Origin of the sequence: Streptomyces sp. NPDC048416, from assembly GCF_043200435.1 — a bacterium.
Lineage (GTDB): Bacteria > Actinomycetota > Actinomycetes > Streptomycetales > Streptomycetaceae > Streptomyces.
Genome location: NZ_JBICXU010000010.1, coordinates 189,431 through 207,389 on the forward strand (window position 1 = coordinate 189,431; position 17,959 = coordinate 207,389).

Below are 17,959 nucleotides of genomic sequence, written 5' to 3' on the forward strand. Positions count from 1 at the left end.
GACCATGACCACCACCCTGATGAAGACACCGGCCGAGAAACCCGTGGCCGCTCCCGGCCGGGGTCCGTGGCGGCTGGCCCGCGCCGAGCTGCGCCGCCGCACGTCCGTGAAGATCTCCCTCGCCGTCGTCGTGCTGTTCCTGATCATGGCGGCGGGCGCCCCGCTGCTCGGCGCGCTCGGCGGCTGGTCGCCCGACGCCTTCGACAAGAGCGCCATCGACCCCTACCTCGGCGGCCAGCCGCTCGGCCCGCTCGGCGGGATCTCCGCCGACCACTGGCTCGGCGTGGAACCGGTCACCGGCCGCGACCTGTTCGCCCGCGTCGTGTACGGCGCCCAGGTCTCCCTGCTCATCGCCCTGACCGCCACCGCGATCGTCGTGGTCGCGGGCACGGCGGCCGGGATCGCGGCCGGCTACTTCGGCGGCCGCACCGACACGGTCCTGTCCCGCCTGATGGACCTCACCATGTCCTTCCCGTCCCTCATCTTCATGATCGCGATGATGTCGGTGGCCAAGGACGTCAACCGCATCCTGCTGATGACCGCCGTGATCGGCCTGTTCGGCTGGCCCGGCATCGCCCGCGTGGTGCGCGGCCAGACCCTCTCGCTCAAACACCGCGAATACGTCGACGCGGCCCGCGTCGGCGGCTCGGGCCCCTGGCGCATCCTGACCCGCGACATCCTGCCCGGGGTCGCCGGGCCCGTCATCGCGTACACCACACTCATCGTCCCCGGCATGATCGCCACCGAGGCCGCGCTCAGCTACCTCGGCGTGGGCGTGCGCCCGCCGACCCCGTCCTGGGGGCAGATGATCGCCGAGAGCGTGTCGTTCTACGACACCGACCCGATGTACTTCGTCATCCCGAGCGCCTGCCTCTTCCTGACCGTGCTCGCCTTCACCCTGCTCGGCGACGCGCTGCGCGACGTCCTCGACCCGAGGGGCAGCCGCACATGACCCGCTACCTCACCCGCAGGATCCTCGGCGTGATCGGCGTACTCATCGCCATCGCCGCCGTCACCTTCACCATCTTCTACGTCCTGCCCTCCGACCCCGCGGCCGCCGCCTGCGGCAAGTCGTGCAGCGCCGACCGCCTGGAGGCGATCCGCGCCCACATGGGCCTCGACCAGCCCCTGTGGCGCCAGTTCTGGGACTTCGCCTCCGGGATCTTCACCGGCCGCACCATGGGCACCGGCCAGTACGCCCTGCACTGCGACTTCCCGTGCCTGGGCTACTCCTACGAGAACAGCGAATCCGTCTGGTCGCTGCTCATGGACCGCCTGCCGGTCTCCGCCTCCCTCGCGCTCGGCGCGGCCGTGCTGTGGCTGGTGCTCGGGCTGAGCGCCGGTGTCGTCGCGGCGCTGCGCAAGGACACCTTCACCGACCGGGCCCTGATGGTCGGCGCGGTCGCCGCGGCCTCCCTGCCCGTGTACTTCACCTCGGTGATGCTGATCTACGGACTGATCAGGGTCGCCGGACTGCTGCCCTACCCGCAGTACGTCTCCCTCGGCTCGGACCCGCTGCACTGGGCCTCCAACCTGCTGCTCCCCTGGATCGCGCTGGCGATCATGTACGCCGCCATGTACGCCCGCCAGAGCCGCAGTTCGATGATCGAGACGATGGCGGAGCCCTACATCCGCACCGCACGCGCCAAGGGCCTGCCGCGCCACACCGTCGTCGTCAAACACGGACTGCGCTCCGCGATGACGCCGATCCTGACCCTGTTCGGCATGGACCTCGGCGCACTGCTCGCCGGCGCCGTCATCACCGAGTCCATCTTCGGACTGCCCGGCATCGGACGGCTCTTCTACGGCGCCCTGTCCACCGGCGACCAGCCCGTCATCCTCGGCGTGACCCTGCTCGCCGCCGCCTTCATCGTCGTCGCCAACCTGGCCGTCGACCTCCTGTACGCCGTCGTCGACCCGCGAGTGAGGCTCTGATGCCACCTGCCACCGAGCCCCAACCGCTGCTGTCCGTACAGGAGTTGAGCGTCACCTTCGCGACGCCGCGCGGGCCGGTGCGCGCCGTCGACAGCCTCTCCTTCGACGTCCACCGGGGCCGCACCCTCGGCATCGTCGGCGAGTCGGGCTCCGGCAAGTCCGTCACCTCGATGGCCGTCCTCGGCCTGCACACCGGCGCCGATGTCACCGGCTCCATCACCCTCGAAGGGCGCGAACTGGTGGGCCTGCCCGAGCGCGCCCTGAACCAGGTGCGCGGCCGGCGCATCGCGATGATCTTCCAGGACCCGCTCTCCAGCCTCCACCCGTACTACACGATCGGCGAGCAGATCGCCGAACACCACCGCGTCCACTTCAACTCCGGGCGCAGACAGGCCCGTAGACGCGCGGTGGAGATGCTGGCCGAGGTCGGCATCCCCGAACCCGCACGGCGGGCCGGCGAGTACCCGCACCAGTTCTCCGGCGGCATGCGCCAGCGCGCGATGATCGCGATGGCGCTCGCCTGCGAACCGGAACTGCTCATCGCCGACGAGCCGACCACCGCACTCGACGTCACCGTCCAGGCCCAGATCCTGGAACTGATCGCCCGCATCCAGCAGGAACGCGGACTGGCCGTCGTCATGATCACCCACGATCTCGGGGTGGTCGCCCGCGTCGCCCACGACGTCCTGGTCATGTACGGCGGCCGGGCAGCCGAACAGGCCCCGGTGGACGACCTGTTCGCCGCGCCCGCCCACCCCTACACCCGCGGCCTGCTCGACTCGCTGCCCCGCCTGGACGACGGCGACGACGAGCCGCTGCGCGCCATCCCCGGCAGCCCGCCCTCCCTGCTCGACCCCGCCCCCGGCTGCGCCTTCGCGCCCCGCTGCCCCCGGGCCGCGGCCGCCACCACCGAACTGCGGGAGCGCTGCGCGAGCGAACGCCCCCTGCTCGACGGCCACCGAGGCCACCCGGTCGCCTGCCACCTCCCCGCGTACGAAGGCGTCGCCTCATGACCACCACCGCCCCACCCCTGCTGTCCGTACGGGACATACGCATGCACTTCGCGAGCAGGAGCAGCCGGTCCGCGCCCGTACGGGCCGTCGACGGCGTCAGCTTCGACGTCGCCGCGGCCGAAACCCTCGGCCTGGTCGGCGAATCCGGCTGCGGCAAGTCCACCACCGGACGCATGATCGTGCGCCTGCTCGAACCGACCTCCGGGACGATCGCCTACGCGGGACGCGACATCAGCCGGCTGAGCCGGCGCGAGCTGCGGCCGCTGCGCAAGGACCTCCACATGGTCTTCCAGGACCCGCACTCCTCCCTCAACCCCCGCCAGACCGTGGCCCGGATCATCTCCGACCCCCTGCTGGCCCACGGCACATCGGATGCCTCCGCACGCGCCAGGGCGGCCGAACTCATGGACCTCGTCGGCCTCATCCCCGAGCACATCGACCGCTATCCGCACGAGTTCTCCGGCGGCCAGGCACAACGCATCGGCATCGCCCGCGCCCTCGCGCTCGACCCGAAACTGGTCGTCGCCGACGAACCGGTCTCCGCGCTCGACGTCTCCGTACAGGCCCAGATCGTCAACCTGATGGAACGCCTCCAGAAGGAACTCGGCCTCGCCTATCTCTTCATCGCCCACGACCTGTCCGTGGTCAAACGGGTCTGCGACCGGGTCGCCGTGATGTACCTGGGGCGGGTGGTGGAGATCGGCGCGAAGGAACGGGTGTACGCGGCCCCGGCCCACCCCTACACCCAGGCCCTGCTCTCCGCGGTGCCGCTGCCCGACCCGGCGGCCGAACGGGCCCGCGAGCGCATCACCCTGCTCGGCGACCCGCCGAGCCCGGCCGCACCCCCGCCGGGCTGCTCCTTCCACCCGCGCTGCGCCCGCGCGCAGGCGCTCTGCCGCGAGCAGGCGCCGGTGTTGCGGACCGCCACGCCGGGCGAGGCACGGGAGGTGGCCTGCCACTTCCCGGGCCCGGCGTGAGGGGCCGGGGCCTGCCCCGGTGTCACAGGACCGTGCTGCCCAGCGGCCGGCCCGGGCGCGCCCCGGGAAGGACGTAGAACAGCGCGGAGCCGTAGGGCTGGGTGAAGGCGTTGAGCGCGTCACCGGACGCCATTCGCTCCCGTGCCCGCACGAAGAGCAGGGGGTCCCTCATGTAGGCGAGGAAGAGCGTCCCCCGGTCGGCCACGTCGTTCTCGTAGGAGTAGCCGCGCCGCAGCATGCGGGCGCCGCCGTCGAGGCCGGGGTCCGCCAGGCGCATGTGGGCGTCGGCCGGCAGGAGGTAACTGCCGTCCGGCGCGCGGGCGTCGAGGTCGCCCGCGTCGTGCTCAAAGCCGCCCCCCAGCGGCTCTCCCCCCTGTTTGCGGCGGCCGATGATCTGCTCCTGCCGGGCGACCGGGAGCCGCCCGAACTCCTCCACCCGCAGGCGGATGCGGCGCACCACGAGGAACGTGCCGTCCGCGTAGGGGCCGGGCCCGGGCAGCCACACCCAGCGTTCGCACTCCTGCGGCCCGGGGTTGGCCGTGCCGTTCTTGAAGCCGAAGAGGTCGCGGGGTGTCCCGCCGGACTCCGGTGGCGCGAGGAACACGGCCCCCGCCCCCGCCCCGGGCCGCCCGGACGCGAGGAACCCGGCCTGGCGCCAGCGCGGACGCAGCACCCCGGCCCCTGCGCCCGCGAGCACCCCGGCCAGCGCCTCGCACGCCCGGGGGCCGGGCCCGCAGATCTGGACGCCGATCTCCCCGCCGCCCGCCCCGGGCTCCGGGCGCTCCCCGGCAAAGGCGGGCAGCTCCCGCAGCGCGTCGGGCGCGCCGACCCCGAGCCTCGGCGGCAGGGTGGGCCCGATCCCGACGGTCACCGTCGTGGCCCGGCCCCGGCCGGCGATCAGTTCGCTCCACCGCGCCAGCAGCCGGCGCACCGCGTCCCGGCCCGGCGCGCCCCGGGTGTTCGCGTGCAGGTCGTAGGAGACGAACAGGACGCTCGGCTGCCGCTGTCCGGCCACACCGTCCTGGCGCACCGGCTGCGACGACGCGCCGTGAGCGCTCCCGTGCTCCCGCTCATGCCGCGCCGGACGCATGTCGCACCCGCTCGACGCGAAGGCCGCGGGGAGGCCGGCGAGAAGGGTGCGGCGCCCGATCCCGGGAGGTGTGGGGGCCCTCAAGTCATCGCACAAAGCAGCACATTCCATGAGAAAGGTGCTGCGCACGATACACCGGGCCCGCCGGCGCACGGGGTTTCCCCCGGCTGCGTGCCGCCCACGTCACCGGGGCGTACGGCGCCCCCGCACCCAGGCCGGTCCCCTATCGGCACGCCGCGAGAAGCCCTGCCGTCGTCACGACACGCGCGAACCCGCCGCCGTGCAGGGTCACCGCGGTGGCCCGGGCCAGTTCGGCGGCGGACCGGTGCCAGCCGAAAGGGCCGCTCACATCGAAGGTGTGGGTCGCGTCGAGGGGGAGGAGCACCTCGTAGCCGAGGTTGCCACCCATCCGGGCCGTGGTCTCGACACACATGTTGGTCTGGATCCCGATCACCACGATCTGGCGGATCCCGGCCTCATCGAACCGGGCGCCTAGGGGGTGTCTGGTGGATCAGGGTCGGTCAGGGTGCGGCGCCTGGTGCGGTGCATCGCAAGGCGCGGGAACGTCGTGATAGCGGAGCTATCGGGGCGTTTCGGCAACGCCGCGAGGTGCCGTGCCAGGCGCCGCGCCCCCGGCCATGATCCACCAGACACCCCCTAGGTCCGGCGTCCCGTAGAACGCCGAGTTCACGGTCTTGGTCACCAGCAGCTCCGGACCCGTGCCCAGCCCCCGCCGCCTTCGCACGTACTCCTTGAAGTCGTTGCCTGCGTATCCGGGCCGCAACGGCGAGCCCGGTTGCGACGAGTCGTGCCGTACGAAGACGACCGGCCGGCCCGTCTCCTGCCAGGCGTCGATCAGCGCGGCGATGTTCTCGTCGGCGGCCGGGTTGTCACGCGGCCCCCAGAACTCCTCCTCCTCGAAGCCCCGCTGCACGTCGACGACGACCAGCGCCGCGTTCGGCGCGAGGTCGGTCCGCTCGGGTGCCCGGGGGCTCCCCCCGGTCCGTGCGTTCTTGTGGTTGCTGCTCATGTCGCTGGTCATGACCCCATGCTGGCGGTGCGGACCACCTCGCCCCCAGAGGTACAGAAGTCAGCGATCGATGGTTTACTGCCAACGTGACGGACACATCGGCTCCCTCCGGCGCCGGCCACCGGGTCGCCCTGCTGGCCTTTCCCGGCATCCGGGCCTTCGACGTCTCCGTGATCACCGAGGTGTGGGGCGCGGATCGCACCGCCCGGGGCGTGCCCGCCTTCGAACTGCGCCGCGTCGCCGCCGATCCGGCGCCCGTGCCGATGCGCGGCGGCCTCGCCCTCACCCCCGACCGCACCCTGACCTGGCTTGACCGTGCCGGGCTCATCCTCGTCCCGGGCCTGGACGACCACACGACCCCCGCACCCGCGCCCGTACTGGCGGCCCTCCGCCGCACCCATGCCCGCGGCACCACGATCGCGGCGCTGTGCGGGGGTGCGCTCACACTGGCCCAGGCCGGGCTGCTCGACGACCGCCGCGCCCTGACCCACTGGGACCTCGCCGACCTGCTCCGGACCCGGCATCCACGGGTACGCGTCGAACGGAACGCGCTGTTCGTCGAGGACGGCAACATCTGGACCTCCGCCGGCACGGCGGCGGGCATCGATCTGTGCCTGCACCTCGTACGGACCGCGCACGGCGCCGAGACCGCCGCGACGATCGCCCGGTCGATGGTCACCGCGCCGTTCCGAACGGGAAGCCAGGCGCAGTTCATCGAACATCCCGTCCCGCGCACGGACCGGGACATGGACGCCCTGGCCGACGTACGCGCGTATGCGCTCCGCCATCTCCACGAACCGTTGACCGTGGCCGCCCTCGCGGAGCGCGCCCGGATGTCACCGCGCTCCTTCGCCCGGCACTTCACGGCGACCACCGGGACGACGCCCCTGCGGTGGCTGCTCGACCAGCGCGTCGCGAGGGCGCAGAAACTCCTGGAGCGCACCGACCTGCCCATGCCGGAGGTGGCCCGCCGTGCGGGCTTCGGCAGTGAGATCACCATGCGCCAGCACTTCGCCGCCCGCCTGGCCACGAGCCCACGCGCCTACCGGGCCTCGTTCGCCCCGGCCGGCGCGGGACTCGCCCCGGGCGCGCGTGGTTAGGCTGCGGGGGACCGGTCCGGTCGGAACGTGTTCGGTGGCGGACCGCAAACGTTCGCTGTTTTCTGTTATCCGGACACCGGCGGGGTGTCTCCTCTACGTCGGGTCAGTTGGGTTCGGTGCTCCGGGAGAGTGGACGAGGCGTGATCAGTGAACAGGAAGCCGCGGTGGTCGTCGCGGCCCGTGCCGGGGACCAGCGGGCGCGGGACGAGCTCGTCGCCGGGTGTCTGCCGCTCGTCTACAACATCGTCGGCCGCGCGCTGAACGGGCACGCCGACGTCGACGACGTCGTGCAGGAGAGCCTGCTGCGGATGCTCGACGGGCTCGGCTCGCTGCGCGACCCCGACGCCTTCCGGTCCTGGCTGGTCGCCGTCACCATGAACGAGATCCGCCGGTACTGGCAGGGCCACCGCCGCACCCCCGTCGACGGAGGACTCCAGGACGCCTACGACGTCGCCGACCCCGGCGCCGACTTCGTGGACCTCACCATCGTGCGGCTCGGCCTGTCCGGGCAGCGCAGGGAGGTCACCGAAGCCACCCGCTGGCTGGAGCCCGACGACCGGGCGCTGCTCTCGCTGTGGTGGCTGGAGGCCGCCGGTGTGCTGACCCGGGGCGAGGTCGCCTCGGCGCTCGATCTGTCGGCCGAGCACGCCGCGGTCCGCGTCCAGCGCATGAAGGGCCAGCTGGAGACCGCCCGGGTCGTGGTGCGCGCGCTCGCCGGGACCGAGCGCTGCGGCGAGCTGTCCGGGCTCACGCTGTCCTGGGACGGCGTGCCGTCCGCCCTGTGGCGCAAGCGCATAGCCCGGCACGCCCGGACCTGTGCGGTCTGCTCCGGGCACTGGAGCGGGCTCATACCCGCCGAGGGTCTGCTCGTCGGTCTTGCCCTCGTCCCAGTGGCGGCGACGACCGCGGGTCTCCTGGCCGTCCTGCACGGCGCGGCCCCGGCGCTCCAGAGCGCCGCGTACGCCACCCCCCAGCCCGGCGGGTCCGCCCCGCAGGCCCCGCAGGCCCCGCGCGCCACGCACGGCGCGCACGCGGCGGGCGGGCGGCGGGCCCCCGCCTCGCGGCGCGACCGGCGTGATCAGCGGGCCCGCCGTCGGCGCCGGGCCGCCGCGGTCATCGCCGCGCTGGCCACCGTGGGCGCGCTCGGCGGGGCGTACCACTTCGTGACGGATTCCGGTGAGGACACCTCGCGCTCCGTCGCGGACGCCCCCGCCACCCTCACGGACGCCGCCGCCGACGGCATCGGCACCACGCCCCTGCTCCCGTCCCCGTCGGTATCCAACTCGCCTGCCAGGCCCAGCAGTTCGCCGACACCCAGCGCCTCCAAGCGCTCGGCGCCGCCGGCCAAGCCGTCCGCGCGGCCCGCCCCGCCGAAGCCCGCGCCGAGCACCAGGCGGGCCACGCCGAGCGCCACCGACGCCAGTACGCCGGCAGCCGTCCAGCAGGTGCTGGACCTGGTCAACTCCGAGCGCTCGAAGGCGGGTTGCTCGGCGCTCACCAGCAACCCCGAGCTGTACGATGCCGCGCTCAAGCACTCCGAGAACATGGCCGCGCAGAACTTCTTCGACCACACCGACCCGAGCGGCGCCGACCCCGGCAAGCGGATCACCGCGGCCGGATACCAGTGGAGTACGTACGGCGAGAACATCGCTCGGGGCCAGGCCGACGCCGCCGCCGTGATGGACTCCTGGATGCACAGCCCCGGCCACCGCGCCAACATCCTGAACTGCGCGTTCAAGGAGATCGGCATAGGTGTGCACTACGGCTCGGGCGGCCCCTGGTGGACCCAGGACTTCGGCACCCGCAGCTAGCCGGGAGCGGCGGCGGGTGAACGGGGGCGGGTGAACGGGGGCGGGTGAACGGGGGCGGGTGAACGGGGGCGGGTGAACGGAGGCGGGTGAACGGGGGCGGGGGCCGGGGGGGGGGGCCCCGCCCCCCCCCCCGGGCCCCCCGGGGCCGCCCCCCCCCCCCCCGCCCCCCCCCGGGCCCCCCGCCCCGTAGGGGGGGGGGGGGGGGGGGGGGGGGGGGGGGGGGGGGGGGGGGGGGGGGGGGGCGCGCGGCCCCCCCCCCCCCCCCCCCCGCCTCCGTGGTCACCGTGGCTCAGCCCTCGTCCTCCAGGTCGCCCTCGGTCTCCAGGTACACCTGGCGCAGCGCTTCCAGCACCGCCGGGTCGGGCTTGGCCCACATGCCGCGCGACTCGGCCTCCAGGAGGCGTTCTGCGATGCCGTGCAGGGCCCACGGGTTGGCGTTCTGGAGGAATGCGCGGTTGGCCGGGTCCAGGACGTACGTTTCGGTCAACTTGTCGTACATCCAGTCGGCGACGACGCCGGTGGTGGCGTCGTAGCCGAACAAGTAGTCCACGGTGGCGGCGAGTTCGAAGGCGCCCTTGTAGCCGTGGCGGCGCATCGCCTCGATCCACTTGGGATTGACGACGCGGGCGCGGAAGACGCGCGAGGTCTCCTCGACCAGGGTGCGCGTCTTGACCGTCTCGGGCCGGGTCGAGTCGCCGATGTAGGCCTCGGGCGCGGTGCCGCGCAGGGCGCGGACGGTGGCGACCATGCCGCCGTGGTACTGGAAGTAGTCGTCGGAGTCGGCGATGTCGTGCTCGCGGGTGTCGGTGTTCTTCGCGGCGACCGCGATCCGCTTGTACGCCGTCTCCATCTCGTCGCGCGCCGGACGCCCGTCGAGTTCGCGGCCGTAGGCGTAGCCGCCCCACACCGTGTAGACCTCGGCGAGGTCGGCGTCGGTGCGCCAGTCGCGGGAGTCGATGAGCTGGAGCAGGCCCGCGCCGTAGGTGCCGGGGCGTGAGCCGAAAATGCGGGTGGTGGCGCGGCGTTCGTCGCCGTGTTCGGCGAGGTCGGCCTGGGTGTGGGCGCGTACGTAGTTGACGTCTGCGGGCTCGTCCAGGGAGGCGGCGAGGCGTACCGCGTCGTCGAGCAGGCCGATGGTGTGCGGGAAGGCGTCGCGGAAGAAGCCCGAGATGCGCAGGGTGACGTCGATGCGCGGGCGGCCCAGCTCGTCGAGCGGGATCGGCTCAAGGCCGGTGACGCGGCGCGAGGCGTCGTCCCAGACGGGGCGCACCCCGAGCAACGCCATCGCCTCGGCGACGTCGTCGCCCGCGGTGCGCATCGCGCTCGTACCCCAAAGGGAGAGCCCGACCGAGGTCGGCCAGTCGCCGTTGTCGGTGCGGTAGCGCTCGGCGAGGGATTCGGCGAGGGCCTGGCCGGTCTCCCAGGCGAGCTTGGAAGGCACGGCCTTGGGGTCGACGGAGTAGAAGTTGCGGCCGGTCGGCAGGACGTTGACGAGGCCGCGCAGCGGGGAGCCGGAGGGACCGGCGGGGACGAAGCCGCCGTTCAGGGCGTGCACGGTGTGGTCGAGCTCGGCGGTGGTGGCGGCGAGGCGTGGGACGACCTCGCGGGCGGCGAACTCCAGGATGGCGCGCACCTGTTGAGGCTGCTCGGCGGGAATCGCCGCGAGGTCCCAGCCGGCGTCGTCCATCAACTGCACCAGCGCGCGCGCCTGTTCCTCGGCCTCGTCGGCGCTGGTGCGGGTGGCGGCGGACTCGTCGAGGCCGAGGGCTTCGCGCAGGCCGGGCAGGGCGGTGGTGCCGCCCCAGATCTGGCGGGCGCGCAGGATGGCGAGGACGAGGTTGACGCGGTCGGCGCCGGCCGGGGCGTTGCCGAGGACGTGCAGGCCGTCGCGGATCTGGACGTCCTTGATCTCGCAGAGCCAGCCGTCGAGATGCATGATGAACTCGTCGAAGCCCTCGTCCTCGGGGCGGTCTTCGAGCCCGAGGTCGTGGTCGAGTTTCGCGGCCTGGATCAGCGTCCAGATCTGGGCGCGGATCGCGGGGAGCTTGGCCGGGTCCATGGCCGCGATCTGGGCGTGTTCGTCCAGGAGTTGTTCCAGGCGGGCGATGTCGCCGTAGGAGTCGGCGCGGGCCATCGGCGGCACCAGATGGTCGACGAGGGTGGCGTGCACGCGGCGCTTGGCCTGGGTGCCCTCGCCGGGGTCGTTGACCAGGAACGGGTAGATGAGCGGGATGTCACCGAGGGCTGCGTCGGGGCCGCAGGCGGCGGACAGGCCGGCGTTCTTGCCGGGCAGCCACTCCAGGTTGCCGTGCTTGCCGAGGTGGATCATGGCGTCGGCGCCGAATCCGCCGTCGGCGGCGGTCGCCGCGATCCAGCGGTAGGCGGCCAAGTAGTGGTGCGAGGGCGGCAGATCGGGATCGTGGTAGATCGCGATCGGGTTCTCGCCGAAGCCGCGCGGCGGCTGGATGAGGATCAGCAGGTTGTCGCGGCGCAGCGCGGCGAGCACGATGTCGCCCTCGGGGTCGCCGCCGTTGCCCACGCGGCTGCGGTCGAGGAACATCTCGCCGGGCGGCGGCCCCCAGTGCTGCTCGACGTTCTCGCGCAGCTCCTCGGGCAGGGTGGCGTACCAGCGCTTGTAGTCGGCGGCGGGGATGCGGACCGGGTTGGCGGCGAGCTGTTCCTCGGTGAGCCAGTCCTGGTCGTGACCGCCGGCGTCGATGAGAGCGCGGATCAGCTCGTCGCCGTCACCGGAGACGAGGCCCGGGATGTCGCCCTCGGGCCCGAAGTCGTACCCCTCGGCGCGCAGCCGGCGAAGCAGCGCGACGGCGCTTGCGGGGGTGTCGAGGCCCACCGCGTTGCCGATGCGGGAGTGCTTGGTGGGGTAGGCGGAGAGGACGAGCGCGATGCGCTTGTCGGCGGCCGGGATGTGCTTCAGGCGGGCGTGCCGCACGGCGATCCCGGCGACGCGGGCGGCGCGCTCGGCGTCGGCCACATAGGCGGGCAGCCCGTCCTCGTCGATCTCCTTGAAGGAGAACGGCACGGTGATGAGGCGGCCGTCGAACTCGGGGACGGCGATCTGGCTGGCCGCGTCCAGCGGGGAGACGCCCTCGTCGTTGTCCTCCCAGGCGCTGCGGGAGCCGGTGAGGCAGAGCGCCTGGAGGATCGGCACGTCGAGGCCGCTGAGCGCGCCCGCGTCCCAGGACTCGTCGTCGCCGCCGGCGGAGGCGGTGGCGGGCTTGGTGCCGCCGGCCGCGAGGACGGTGGTCACGATGGCGTCGGCGGCGCGCAGTTCGTCGATGAGCGCGGGCTCGGGGTCGCGCAGCGAGGACACGTACAGCGGGAGCGGGCGGGCACCGGCGTCCTCGATCGCGCCGCACAGGGCGTCCACGAAGGCGGTGTTGCCGCTCATGTGGTGGGCCCGGTAGTAGAGCACGGCGACGGTCGGGCCTTCGGTGTCGGCGGCCGTGCGCTCAAGGGGCCCCCAGGACGGGGCGGGCGCGGGCGGCTCGAAGCCGTGGCCGGTGAGCAGCACGGTGTCGGACAGGAACCGGGCGAGCTGGTCGAGGTTGGCGGGGCCGCCGTGCGCGAGGTAGGCGTGCGCCTCGGCGGCGATGCCGACGGGGACGGTGGAGGCGGCCATCAGCTGGGCGTCCGGGGCCTGTTCGCCGGTGAGCACGACGACGGGCAGGCCGCTCGCGGTGAGCCGGTCGAGCCCTTCCTGCCAGGCGCGTACGCCGCCGAGGAGCCGTACGACGACGAGGCCGACGCCGTCGAGCAGGGCGGGCAGGGCGTCGAGGGCGAGCCGGGACGGATTGGCGAACCGGTACGTCACCGGGCCGTCCGCGGCGCGGGCGCTGAGGAGGTCGGTGTCGGACGTCGACAGGAGCAGGATGGGGCGGGGGTCCTCTGCGGGCTCCCCGGACGTGTGCAGCATGCGGCGTCAGGCCTTCCTCGGGGTGTCCGCGCCCCGGGTGGTGTCGGATGGTTCTCCCTTGCGGGGAGCGGGAGTTCCTGACTCACCCGGGCTCCGAGGTGACCTCGGGCCGGGCTCACAGTGGCGGGACCGCGCCGGAATCTCACCGGGCTTCCTCCCCTGTCGCCGGTGACCGGCGACGGTGGCGGGTCGGTTGGCCCGCCGCGTGCATAGTAGCGACCTCGCCGAGCGGGGCTCCGGGCTGCCCGACACGGGGCCCCCAGCCCGCCGGGCTGCCCGGCGCGGCCCCGCATGCACATCCTCAGCCTGCCGGGCTGTCCGGTGCGGGCCCGCAAGGACATCCTCAGCCCGCCGGGCTGTTCGGTGCTGGCCGGCACGGGCATCTTCAGCCCGCCGGGCTGCCCGGTGCTGGCCGGCATGGGCATCCTCAGCCCGCCGGGCTGTTCGGTGCGGGCCGGCACGGGCATCTTCAGGCCGGTGGGCTGCCCGGTGCTGGCCCGCATGCACATCCTCAGCCTGTCCGGCGTTTGAGGACGAGCGCCGTTCAGGCGCGTTCGGGGTCTGGGGCGGAGCCCCAGGGTCCCTCGGCTTTCGGGTGCGGGCCGTGGTCGCTGCTCGCGCAGTTCCCCGCGCCCCTGGCAGGGCTGGTGCGGCCAGCATGCGCATCCTCAGCCCGCCGGGCTGTCCGGTGCTGGCCCGTCCGCGCACCTTCAGCCCGTCCGGCGATTGAGGACGAGCGCCGTTCAGGCGCGAACGGGGTCTGGGGCGGAGCCCCAGGGTCCCTCGACTTTCGAGTGCGGGCCGTGGTCGCTCCTCGCGCAGTTCCCCGCGCCCCTGGCGGTGCTGGTGCGGGCCGGCATGGACATCTTCAGCCCGCCGGGCTGTCTGGTGCGGGCCGGCACGGGCATCTTCAGCCCGGTGGGCTGCCCGGTGCTGGCCCGCATGCACATCCTCAGCCCGTCCGGCGATTGAGGACGAGCGCCGTTCAGGCGCGAACGGGGTCTGGGGCGGAGCCCCAGGGTCCCTCGACTTTCAGGTGCGGACCGTGGTCGCTCCTCGCGCAGTTCCCCGCGCCCCTGGCAGGGCTGGCGCCGACCCGCATGCACATCCTCAGCCCGCCGGGCTGTCTGGTGCGGGCCGGCACGGGCATCTTCAGCCCGCCGGGCTGTCCGGTGCGGGCCAGCACCGCCCCTGGCAGGGCTGGTGCCGACCCGCATGCACATCCTCAGCCCGCCGGGCTGCCCGGCGCGGGCCCGCATGGACACCTTCAGCCCGTCCGGCGATTGAGGACATGCCCCGCCGGGGAGACGGCCACGCCGTGGGTATGCTCGCCGCCATGCCGCCCCCCGCCACCAACCCCGCCCACCAGGGCGACCCCGCCGCACGCCAGGCCCCCACCCCGGCCGGGCCGAAAACGCCCGCCCAGACCCCCCCGCCCCCCGCCACGCGAACCCGCGGCGACGCCTGCCCCGGCGCCCTGCGCCTGCACGCCGCCGACGACGGCGACCTGGCCCGACTGCGGCTGCCGGGCGGCATCTTGACGGTACGTCAGGTAGAAGCCCTGGCCACCGCGGCCGAGCGGTACGGAGACGGTCACCTCTGCATCACCTCCCGCGGCAACGCCGAGTTGCGCGGCATCGACGGCGACCACGCGGGCGCACTGGCCGAACTCCTGCGCCACACCGGCCTCCTGCCCTCCGAGACCCACGAGCGCGTACGCAACATCGTGGCGTCCCCGCTCGCCGGACTCGACGGCCTCGGCCACGGCACCCTGCTCCCCCGGCTGCGCACCCTGGACGCGCTGCTGTGCGGCCAGGACTGGACGGCCGCCCTCTCGGGACGGTTCCTGTTCGCCCTGGACGACGGCCGCGGCGACGTCGCGGACCTCGGCGCCGATGTGACCTTGCTCGCACAGGAGGGCGCCACGGCGGTCGTACGGGCCGGGTCGAGTGCGCTGCGGGTGGCCGCGGACGACGCCCCGCGCGCGGCACTGGAAGCCGCCCGCGCCTTCCTCGACGCGGCGGCCGCCGCGGGCAACGGAGCGTGGCGGGTACGCGAACTCCCACCCGGCCACGACGTGGACCTCGCGTCCGCCCTGGCCCGCGCGAGCATCCCGGCCGAGCCGGCCACCGTACCGGCCCCGCACACGACCCGCCCCGCCCCCACCCCCGGCATCGTGGCCGGCCCCCACGGAACGTACGCCGTGGTCGTGGCCCCCGTACTGGGCCGGATCTCCGCCGCACAGCTCCGGGCGCTCCCCGGCCCCGGTGGCGAGGTCAGGATCACCCCGTGGCGCGGTCTTGTCGTCCCCGGGTTCACGGAGCAGGGCGCCCGCGAGCGGCTGCGGGAGCTGGAAGACGCCGGGTTCAGCACCCGCCCCGACGCGCCCTGGTCCGGGGTCGGGGCCTGCACCGGGCGGCCCGGCTGCGCCAAGGCGCTGGCCGATGTGCGCCAGGACGCCCTGCCGGGCGCGGGCGGGCTGCCGGTCCACTGGTCGGGGTGCGAACGCCGCTGCGGCCACCCGCACGGCGACTGGGTGGACGTGACCGCGACCGCCGACGGCACCTACACGGTGACGGTACGGGGCGCACACAACGCGCAGAACGCACAGGACACACAGGACACGCAGGCCGCGCGCAACACTCAGGGCACACGCAACACCCAGGCCGCACAGGACACACGCGACGCGCAGCAACAGCACAAGCAAATGCCGCTGAGCGAAGGCGAGTTGGCGGCGGCGGTGGCCCGTGCGCGCGGCGACCGGCCGCGAGCGTACGGGACAGGGACAACGACGAGATGAGCGAGAGCACAGTGTTCGACTACGAGAAGGACGGCGCGGAGATCTACCGCCAGTCCTTTGCCACGATCCGCGCCGAGGCGGACCTCGCCGGCCTGCCGGCCGACGTGAGCCAGGTCGCGGTCCGCATGATCCACGCCTGTGGCATGACGGACCTGACCCGCGACCTCGGCTTCACACCCGGCGTCGTGGCCCGGGCGCGCGAGGCGCTGCGCGCGGGCGCGCCGATCCTGTGCGACGCCCGGATGGTCGCCAGCGGGGTGACCCGCAAGCGGCTGCCCGCCGACAACGAGGTGATCTGCACCCTGAACGAGCCGTCCGTGCCCGAGCTCGCCGCGAAACTGGGCACCACGCGCAGCGCCGCCGCACTCGAACTGTGGCGTGACCGGCTCGACGGCGCGGTCGTGGCCGTCGGCAACGCGCCCACCGCCCTGTTCCGGCTGCTCGAAATGATCGAGGAGGGCGCGCCGCGCCCGGCCGCCGTCATCGGTGTGCCGGTCGGGTTCATAGGCGCCGCCGAGTCCAAGGATGCGCTGGCCGCGCACCCTTCGGGCCTGGAACACCTGGTGGTACGGGGTCGGCGCGGGGGCAGCGCGATCGCTGCCGCCGCACTCAACGCGATCGCGAGCGAGGCGGAATGAACGAGAACAGCAACGTGCCCGGCGCCGCGACCGGCCGGCTCTACGGTGTCGGCCTCGGCCCCGGCGACCCGTCCCTGATGACGGTGCGCGCGGTGGAGGCGATCGCCGAGGCGGACGTGGTGGCCTACCACTCGGCGCGCCACGGCCGTTCGATAGCGCGCTCGATCGCGGCGAAGCACATCCGTGCCGACCACGTCGAGGAGAAGCTGGTCTACCCGCTGACCGTGGAGACCACCGACCACCCCGGCGGCTACCGGGGCGCGCTGAACGACTTCTACGAGGAGGCGTCGGCCCGGCTGGCCGCGCACCTCGACGCGGGCCGCACGGTCGCCGTGCTCGCCGAGGGCGACCCGCTGTTCTACGGCTCGTACCAGCACATGCATAAGCGTCTCGCGCACCGCTACCCGACCGAGGTGATCCCCGGCGTGACCTCGGTGAGCGCGGCGGCCGCCCGGCTCGGGGAGCCCCTGGTGGAGGCCGAGGAGGTGCTGACGATCCTGCCCGGCACGCTGCCGGAGGAGGAGCTGGCCGCGCGGCTGGCCGCCACCGACTCGGCGGTGGTGATGAAGCTGGGGCGTACGTTCACCAAGGTGCGCCGCGCGCTGGAACGTTCGGGCCGGCTGGACGACGCACGGTATGTGGAGCGCGCCACCATGGAGGGCGAGCGGACGGGTCGGCTCGCCGACGTGGACCCGGAGTCGGTGCCGTACTTCTCGGTCGCCGTCCTGCCCAGCCGTATCGACGCGACGCCGCCGGAGCGTGAGCGCGGCGAGGTCGTGGTGGTCGGCACCGGGCCGGCCGGGCCACTGTGGCTGACGCCCGAGTCGCGGGGCGCCCTCGCCGCCGCCGACGACATCGTCGGCTACACCACCTATGTGGACCGGGTGCCCGAGCGCCCCGGGCAGCGGCGGCACGGCTCGGACAACAAGGTGGAGTCCGAGCGCGCCGAGTTCGCGCTCCAACTCGCCCTGCGGGGACGGCGGGTGGCGGTGGTGTCGGGTGGCGACCCGGGCATCTTCGCGATGGCCACCGCCGTCCTTGAGGTCGCTTCGCAGCCCGCGTACGCGGACGTGCCCGTGCGGGTCCTGCCCGGGGTGACCGCCGCCAACGCGGCCGCCGCCCGCGCGGGCGCCCCGCTCGGCCACGACTACGCGACCATCTCGCTCTCCGACCGGCTCAAGCCCTGGGAGGTCATCGCGGAGCGGCTGCACGCGGCTGCCTCGGCCGATCTGGTGCTCGCGCTCTACAACCCGGGTTCGGCCAGCCGTACATGGCAGGTCGCCAAGGCGCGCGACCTGCTTCTGGAACACCGGGCGCCGAACACCCCGGTCGTGGTCGCCCGTGACGTGGGCGGCCCCACCGAACGGATCCGCGTCGTGCACCTCGCCGACCTCGACCCGGCCGAGGTCGACATGCGCACGATCCTGCTGGTCGGCTCCTCGCAGACCCGTACGGTGCGGCGGGGCGAGGGTGCGGGTGATGGTGCCGGTGCTGGTGCTGGTGCCGGCGAGGAGATCGTCTGGACGCCGCGCCGCTACCCGGAGAAGTGACCTCACCCCACCAGCGGGGGGGGCGGGCCCGTTGACGCAACGCACGGCCGCCGGCCGCCGGCCGACGAGCTGACGCACCGC

12 protein-coding genes, 2 pseudogenes and 1 riboswitch are annotated in these 17,959 nt (G+C 73.8%); of the genes and pseudogenes, 10 read left to right on the forward strand and 4 right to left on the reverse strand.

The genetic code is table 11. The features are described from left to right. The first annotated feature begins 4 nt into the window (after nucleotides 1–4). From ACGFW5_RS16015 to ACGFW5_RS16030, 4 genes are read left to right on the forward strand one after another with little or no spacing between them, the layout of a single operon-like run. A complete protein-coding gene (locus ACGFW5_RS16015; RefSeq protein WP_393834829.1) occupies nucleotides 5–952 on the forward strand; it encodes an ABC transporter permease in 948 nt (315 codons plus the stop codon). Beyond that, the gene (locus ACGFW5_RS16020; protein WP_393834830.1) at nucleotides 949–1,935 is read left to right on the forward strand and encodes an ABC transporter permease; all 987 of its coding nucleotides are present in this window, start codon (nucleotides 949–951) and stop codon (nucleotides 1,933–1,935) included. The genes ACGFW5_RS16015 and ACGFW5_RS16020 overlap by 4 nt, the downstream gene beginning before the upstream one ends. Beyond that, nucleotides 1,935–2,948 (forward strand): ABC transporter ATP-binding protein, encoded by a 1,014-nt coding sequence (locus ACGFW5_RS16025; protein ID WP_393834831.1) that lies wholly within the window; start codon nucleotides 1,935–1,937, stop codon nucleotides 2,946–2,948. Before ACGFW5_RS16020 ends, ACGFW5_RS16025 begins: the two co-directional genes overlap by 1 nt. Next, complete coding sequence (locus ACGFW5_RS16030; RefSeq protein ID WP_393834832.1) at nucleotides 2,945–3,925, forward strand: ABC transporter ATP-binding protein; 981 nt, start codon at nucleotides 2,945–2,947, stop codon at nucleotides 3,923–3,925. Before ACGFW5_RS16025 ends, ACGFW5_RS16030 begins: the two co-directional genes overlap by 4 nt. Nucleotides 3,926–3,947: 22 nt before the next feature. Here the strand turns inward: ACGFW5_RS16030 and ACGFW5_RS16035 are convergent, their stop codons facing one another. From ACGFW5_RS16035 to ACGFW5_RS16045, 3 genes and pseudogenes are all read right to left on the reverse strand, one after another. Beyond that, nucleotides 3,948–5,015: a Dyp-type peroxidase gene (locus tag ACGFW5_RS16035; protein WP_393834833.1), complete on the reverse strand. Its 1,068-nt coding sequence runs from the start codon at nucleotides 5,013–5,015 to the stop codon at nucleotides 3,948–3,950. 223 nt (nucleotides 5,016–5,238) lie between these two features. Beyond that, nucleotides 5,239–5,496: pseudogene (locus ACGFW5_RS16040) on the reverse strand (isochorismatase family protein); the annotation flags it as partial. A gap of 153 nt (nucleotides 5,497–5,649) precedes the next feature. Further along, nucleotides 5,650–6,045 (reverse strand): annotated as a pseudogene (locus tag ACGFW5_RS16045) (isochorismatase family protein); the annotation flags it as partial. A gap of 86 nt (nucleotides 6,046–6,131) precedes the next feature. Here ACGFW5_RS16045 and ACGFW5_RS16050 point away from each other — a divergent pair. Further along, the gene (locus ACGFW5_RS16050) at nucleotides 6,132–7,145 is read left to right on the forward strand and encodes a GlxA family transcriptional regulator (RefSeq protein WP_393834834.1); all 1,014 of its coding nucleotides are present in this window, start codon (nucleotides 6,132–6,134) and stop codon (nucleotides 7,143–7,145) included. Nucleotides 7,146–7,285: 140 nt separating this feature from the next. Then, nucleotides 7,286–8,956 carry a sigma-70 family RNA polymerase sigma factor gene (locus ACGFW5_RS16055; RefSeq protein ID WP_393834835.1) on the forward strand — a complete coding sequence of 557 codons (1,671 nt, stop codon included), beginning with the start codon at nucleotides 7,286–7,288 and terminating at the stop codon, nucleotides 8,954–8,956. A gap of 289 nt (nucleotides 8,957–9,245) precedes the next feature. Here ACGFW5_RS16055 and cobN read toward each other — a convergent pair whose 3' ends face one another. Then, entirely contained in the window at nucleotides 9,246–12,890 is a 3,645-nt protein-coding gene (gene cobN, locus ACGFW5_RS16060; RefSeq protein ID WP_393834836.1) for a cobaltochelatase subunit CobN, read from the reverse strand. Between the two features lie 71 nt (nucleotides 12,891–12,961). Continuing rightward, a riboswitch (cobalamin riboswitch) is annotated at nucleotides 12,962–13,047 on the reverse strand. 134 nt (nucleotides 13,048–13,181) lie between these two features. On the opposite strand from cobN, the gene ACGFW5_RS16065 reads away from it, so the two are divergent. The 4 genes from ACGFW5_RS16065 to ACGFW5_RS16080 all read left to right on the forward strand — a co-directional run bounded on the left by ACGFW5_RS16065 (nucleotide 13,182) and on the right by ACGFW5_RS16080 (nucleotide 17,878). Then, nucleotides 13,182–13,421 (forward strand): hypothetical protein, encoded by a 240-nt coding sequence (locus ACGFW5_RS16065; protein ID WP_393834837.1) that lies wholly within the window; start codon nucleotides 13,182–13,184, stop codon nucleotides 13,419–13,421. An 805-nt stretch (nucleotides 13,422–14,226) separates the two neighbouring features. Beyond that, nucleotides 14,227–15,690: a cobalamin biosynthesis protein CobG gene (locus tag ACGFW5_RS16070; RefSeq protein WP_393834838.1), complete on the forward strand. Its 1,464-nt coding sequence runs from the start codon at nucleotides 14,227–14,229 to the stop codon at nucleotides 15,688–15,690. Then, complete coding sequence (locus ACGFW5_RS16075; RefSeq protein ID WP_393834839.1) at nucleotides 15,687–16,328, forward strand: precorrin-8X methylmutase; 642 nt, start codon at nucleotides 15,687–15,689, stop codon at nucleotides 16,326–16,328. The genes ACGFW5_RS16070 and ACGFW5_RS16075 overlap by 4 nt, the downstream gene beginning before the upstream one ends. Then, nucleotides 16,325–17,878: a precorrin-2 C(20)-methyltransferase gene (locus tag ACGFW5_RS16080; RefSeq protein ID WP_393834840.1), complete on the forward strand. Its 1,554-nt coding sequence runs from the start codon at nucleotides 16,325–16,327 to the stop codon at nucleotides 17,876–17,878. The genes ACGFW5_RS16075 and ACGFW5_RS16080 overlap by 4 nt, the downstream gene beginning before the upstream one ends. The last annotated feature ends 81 nt before the right edge of the window (nucleotides 17,879–17,959 follow it).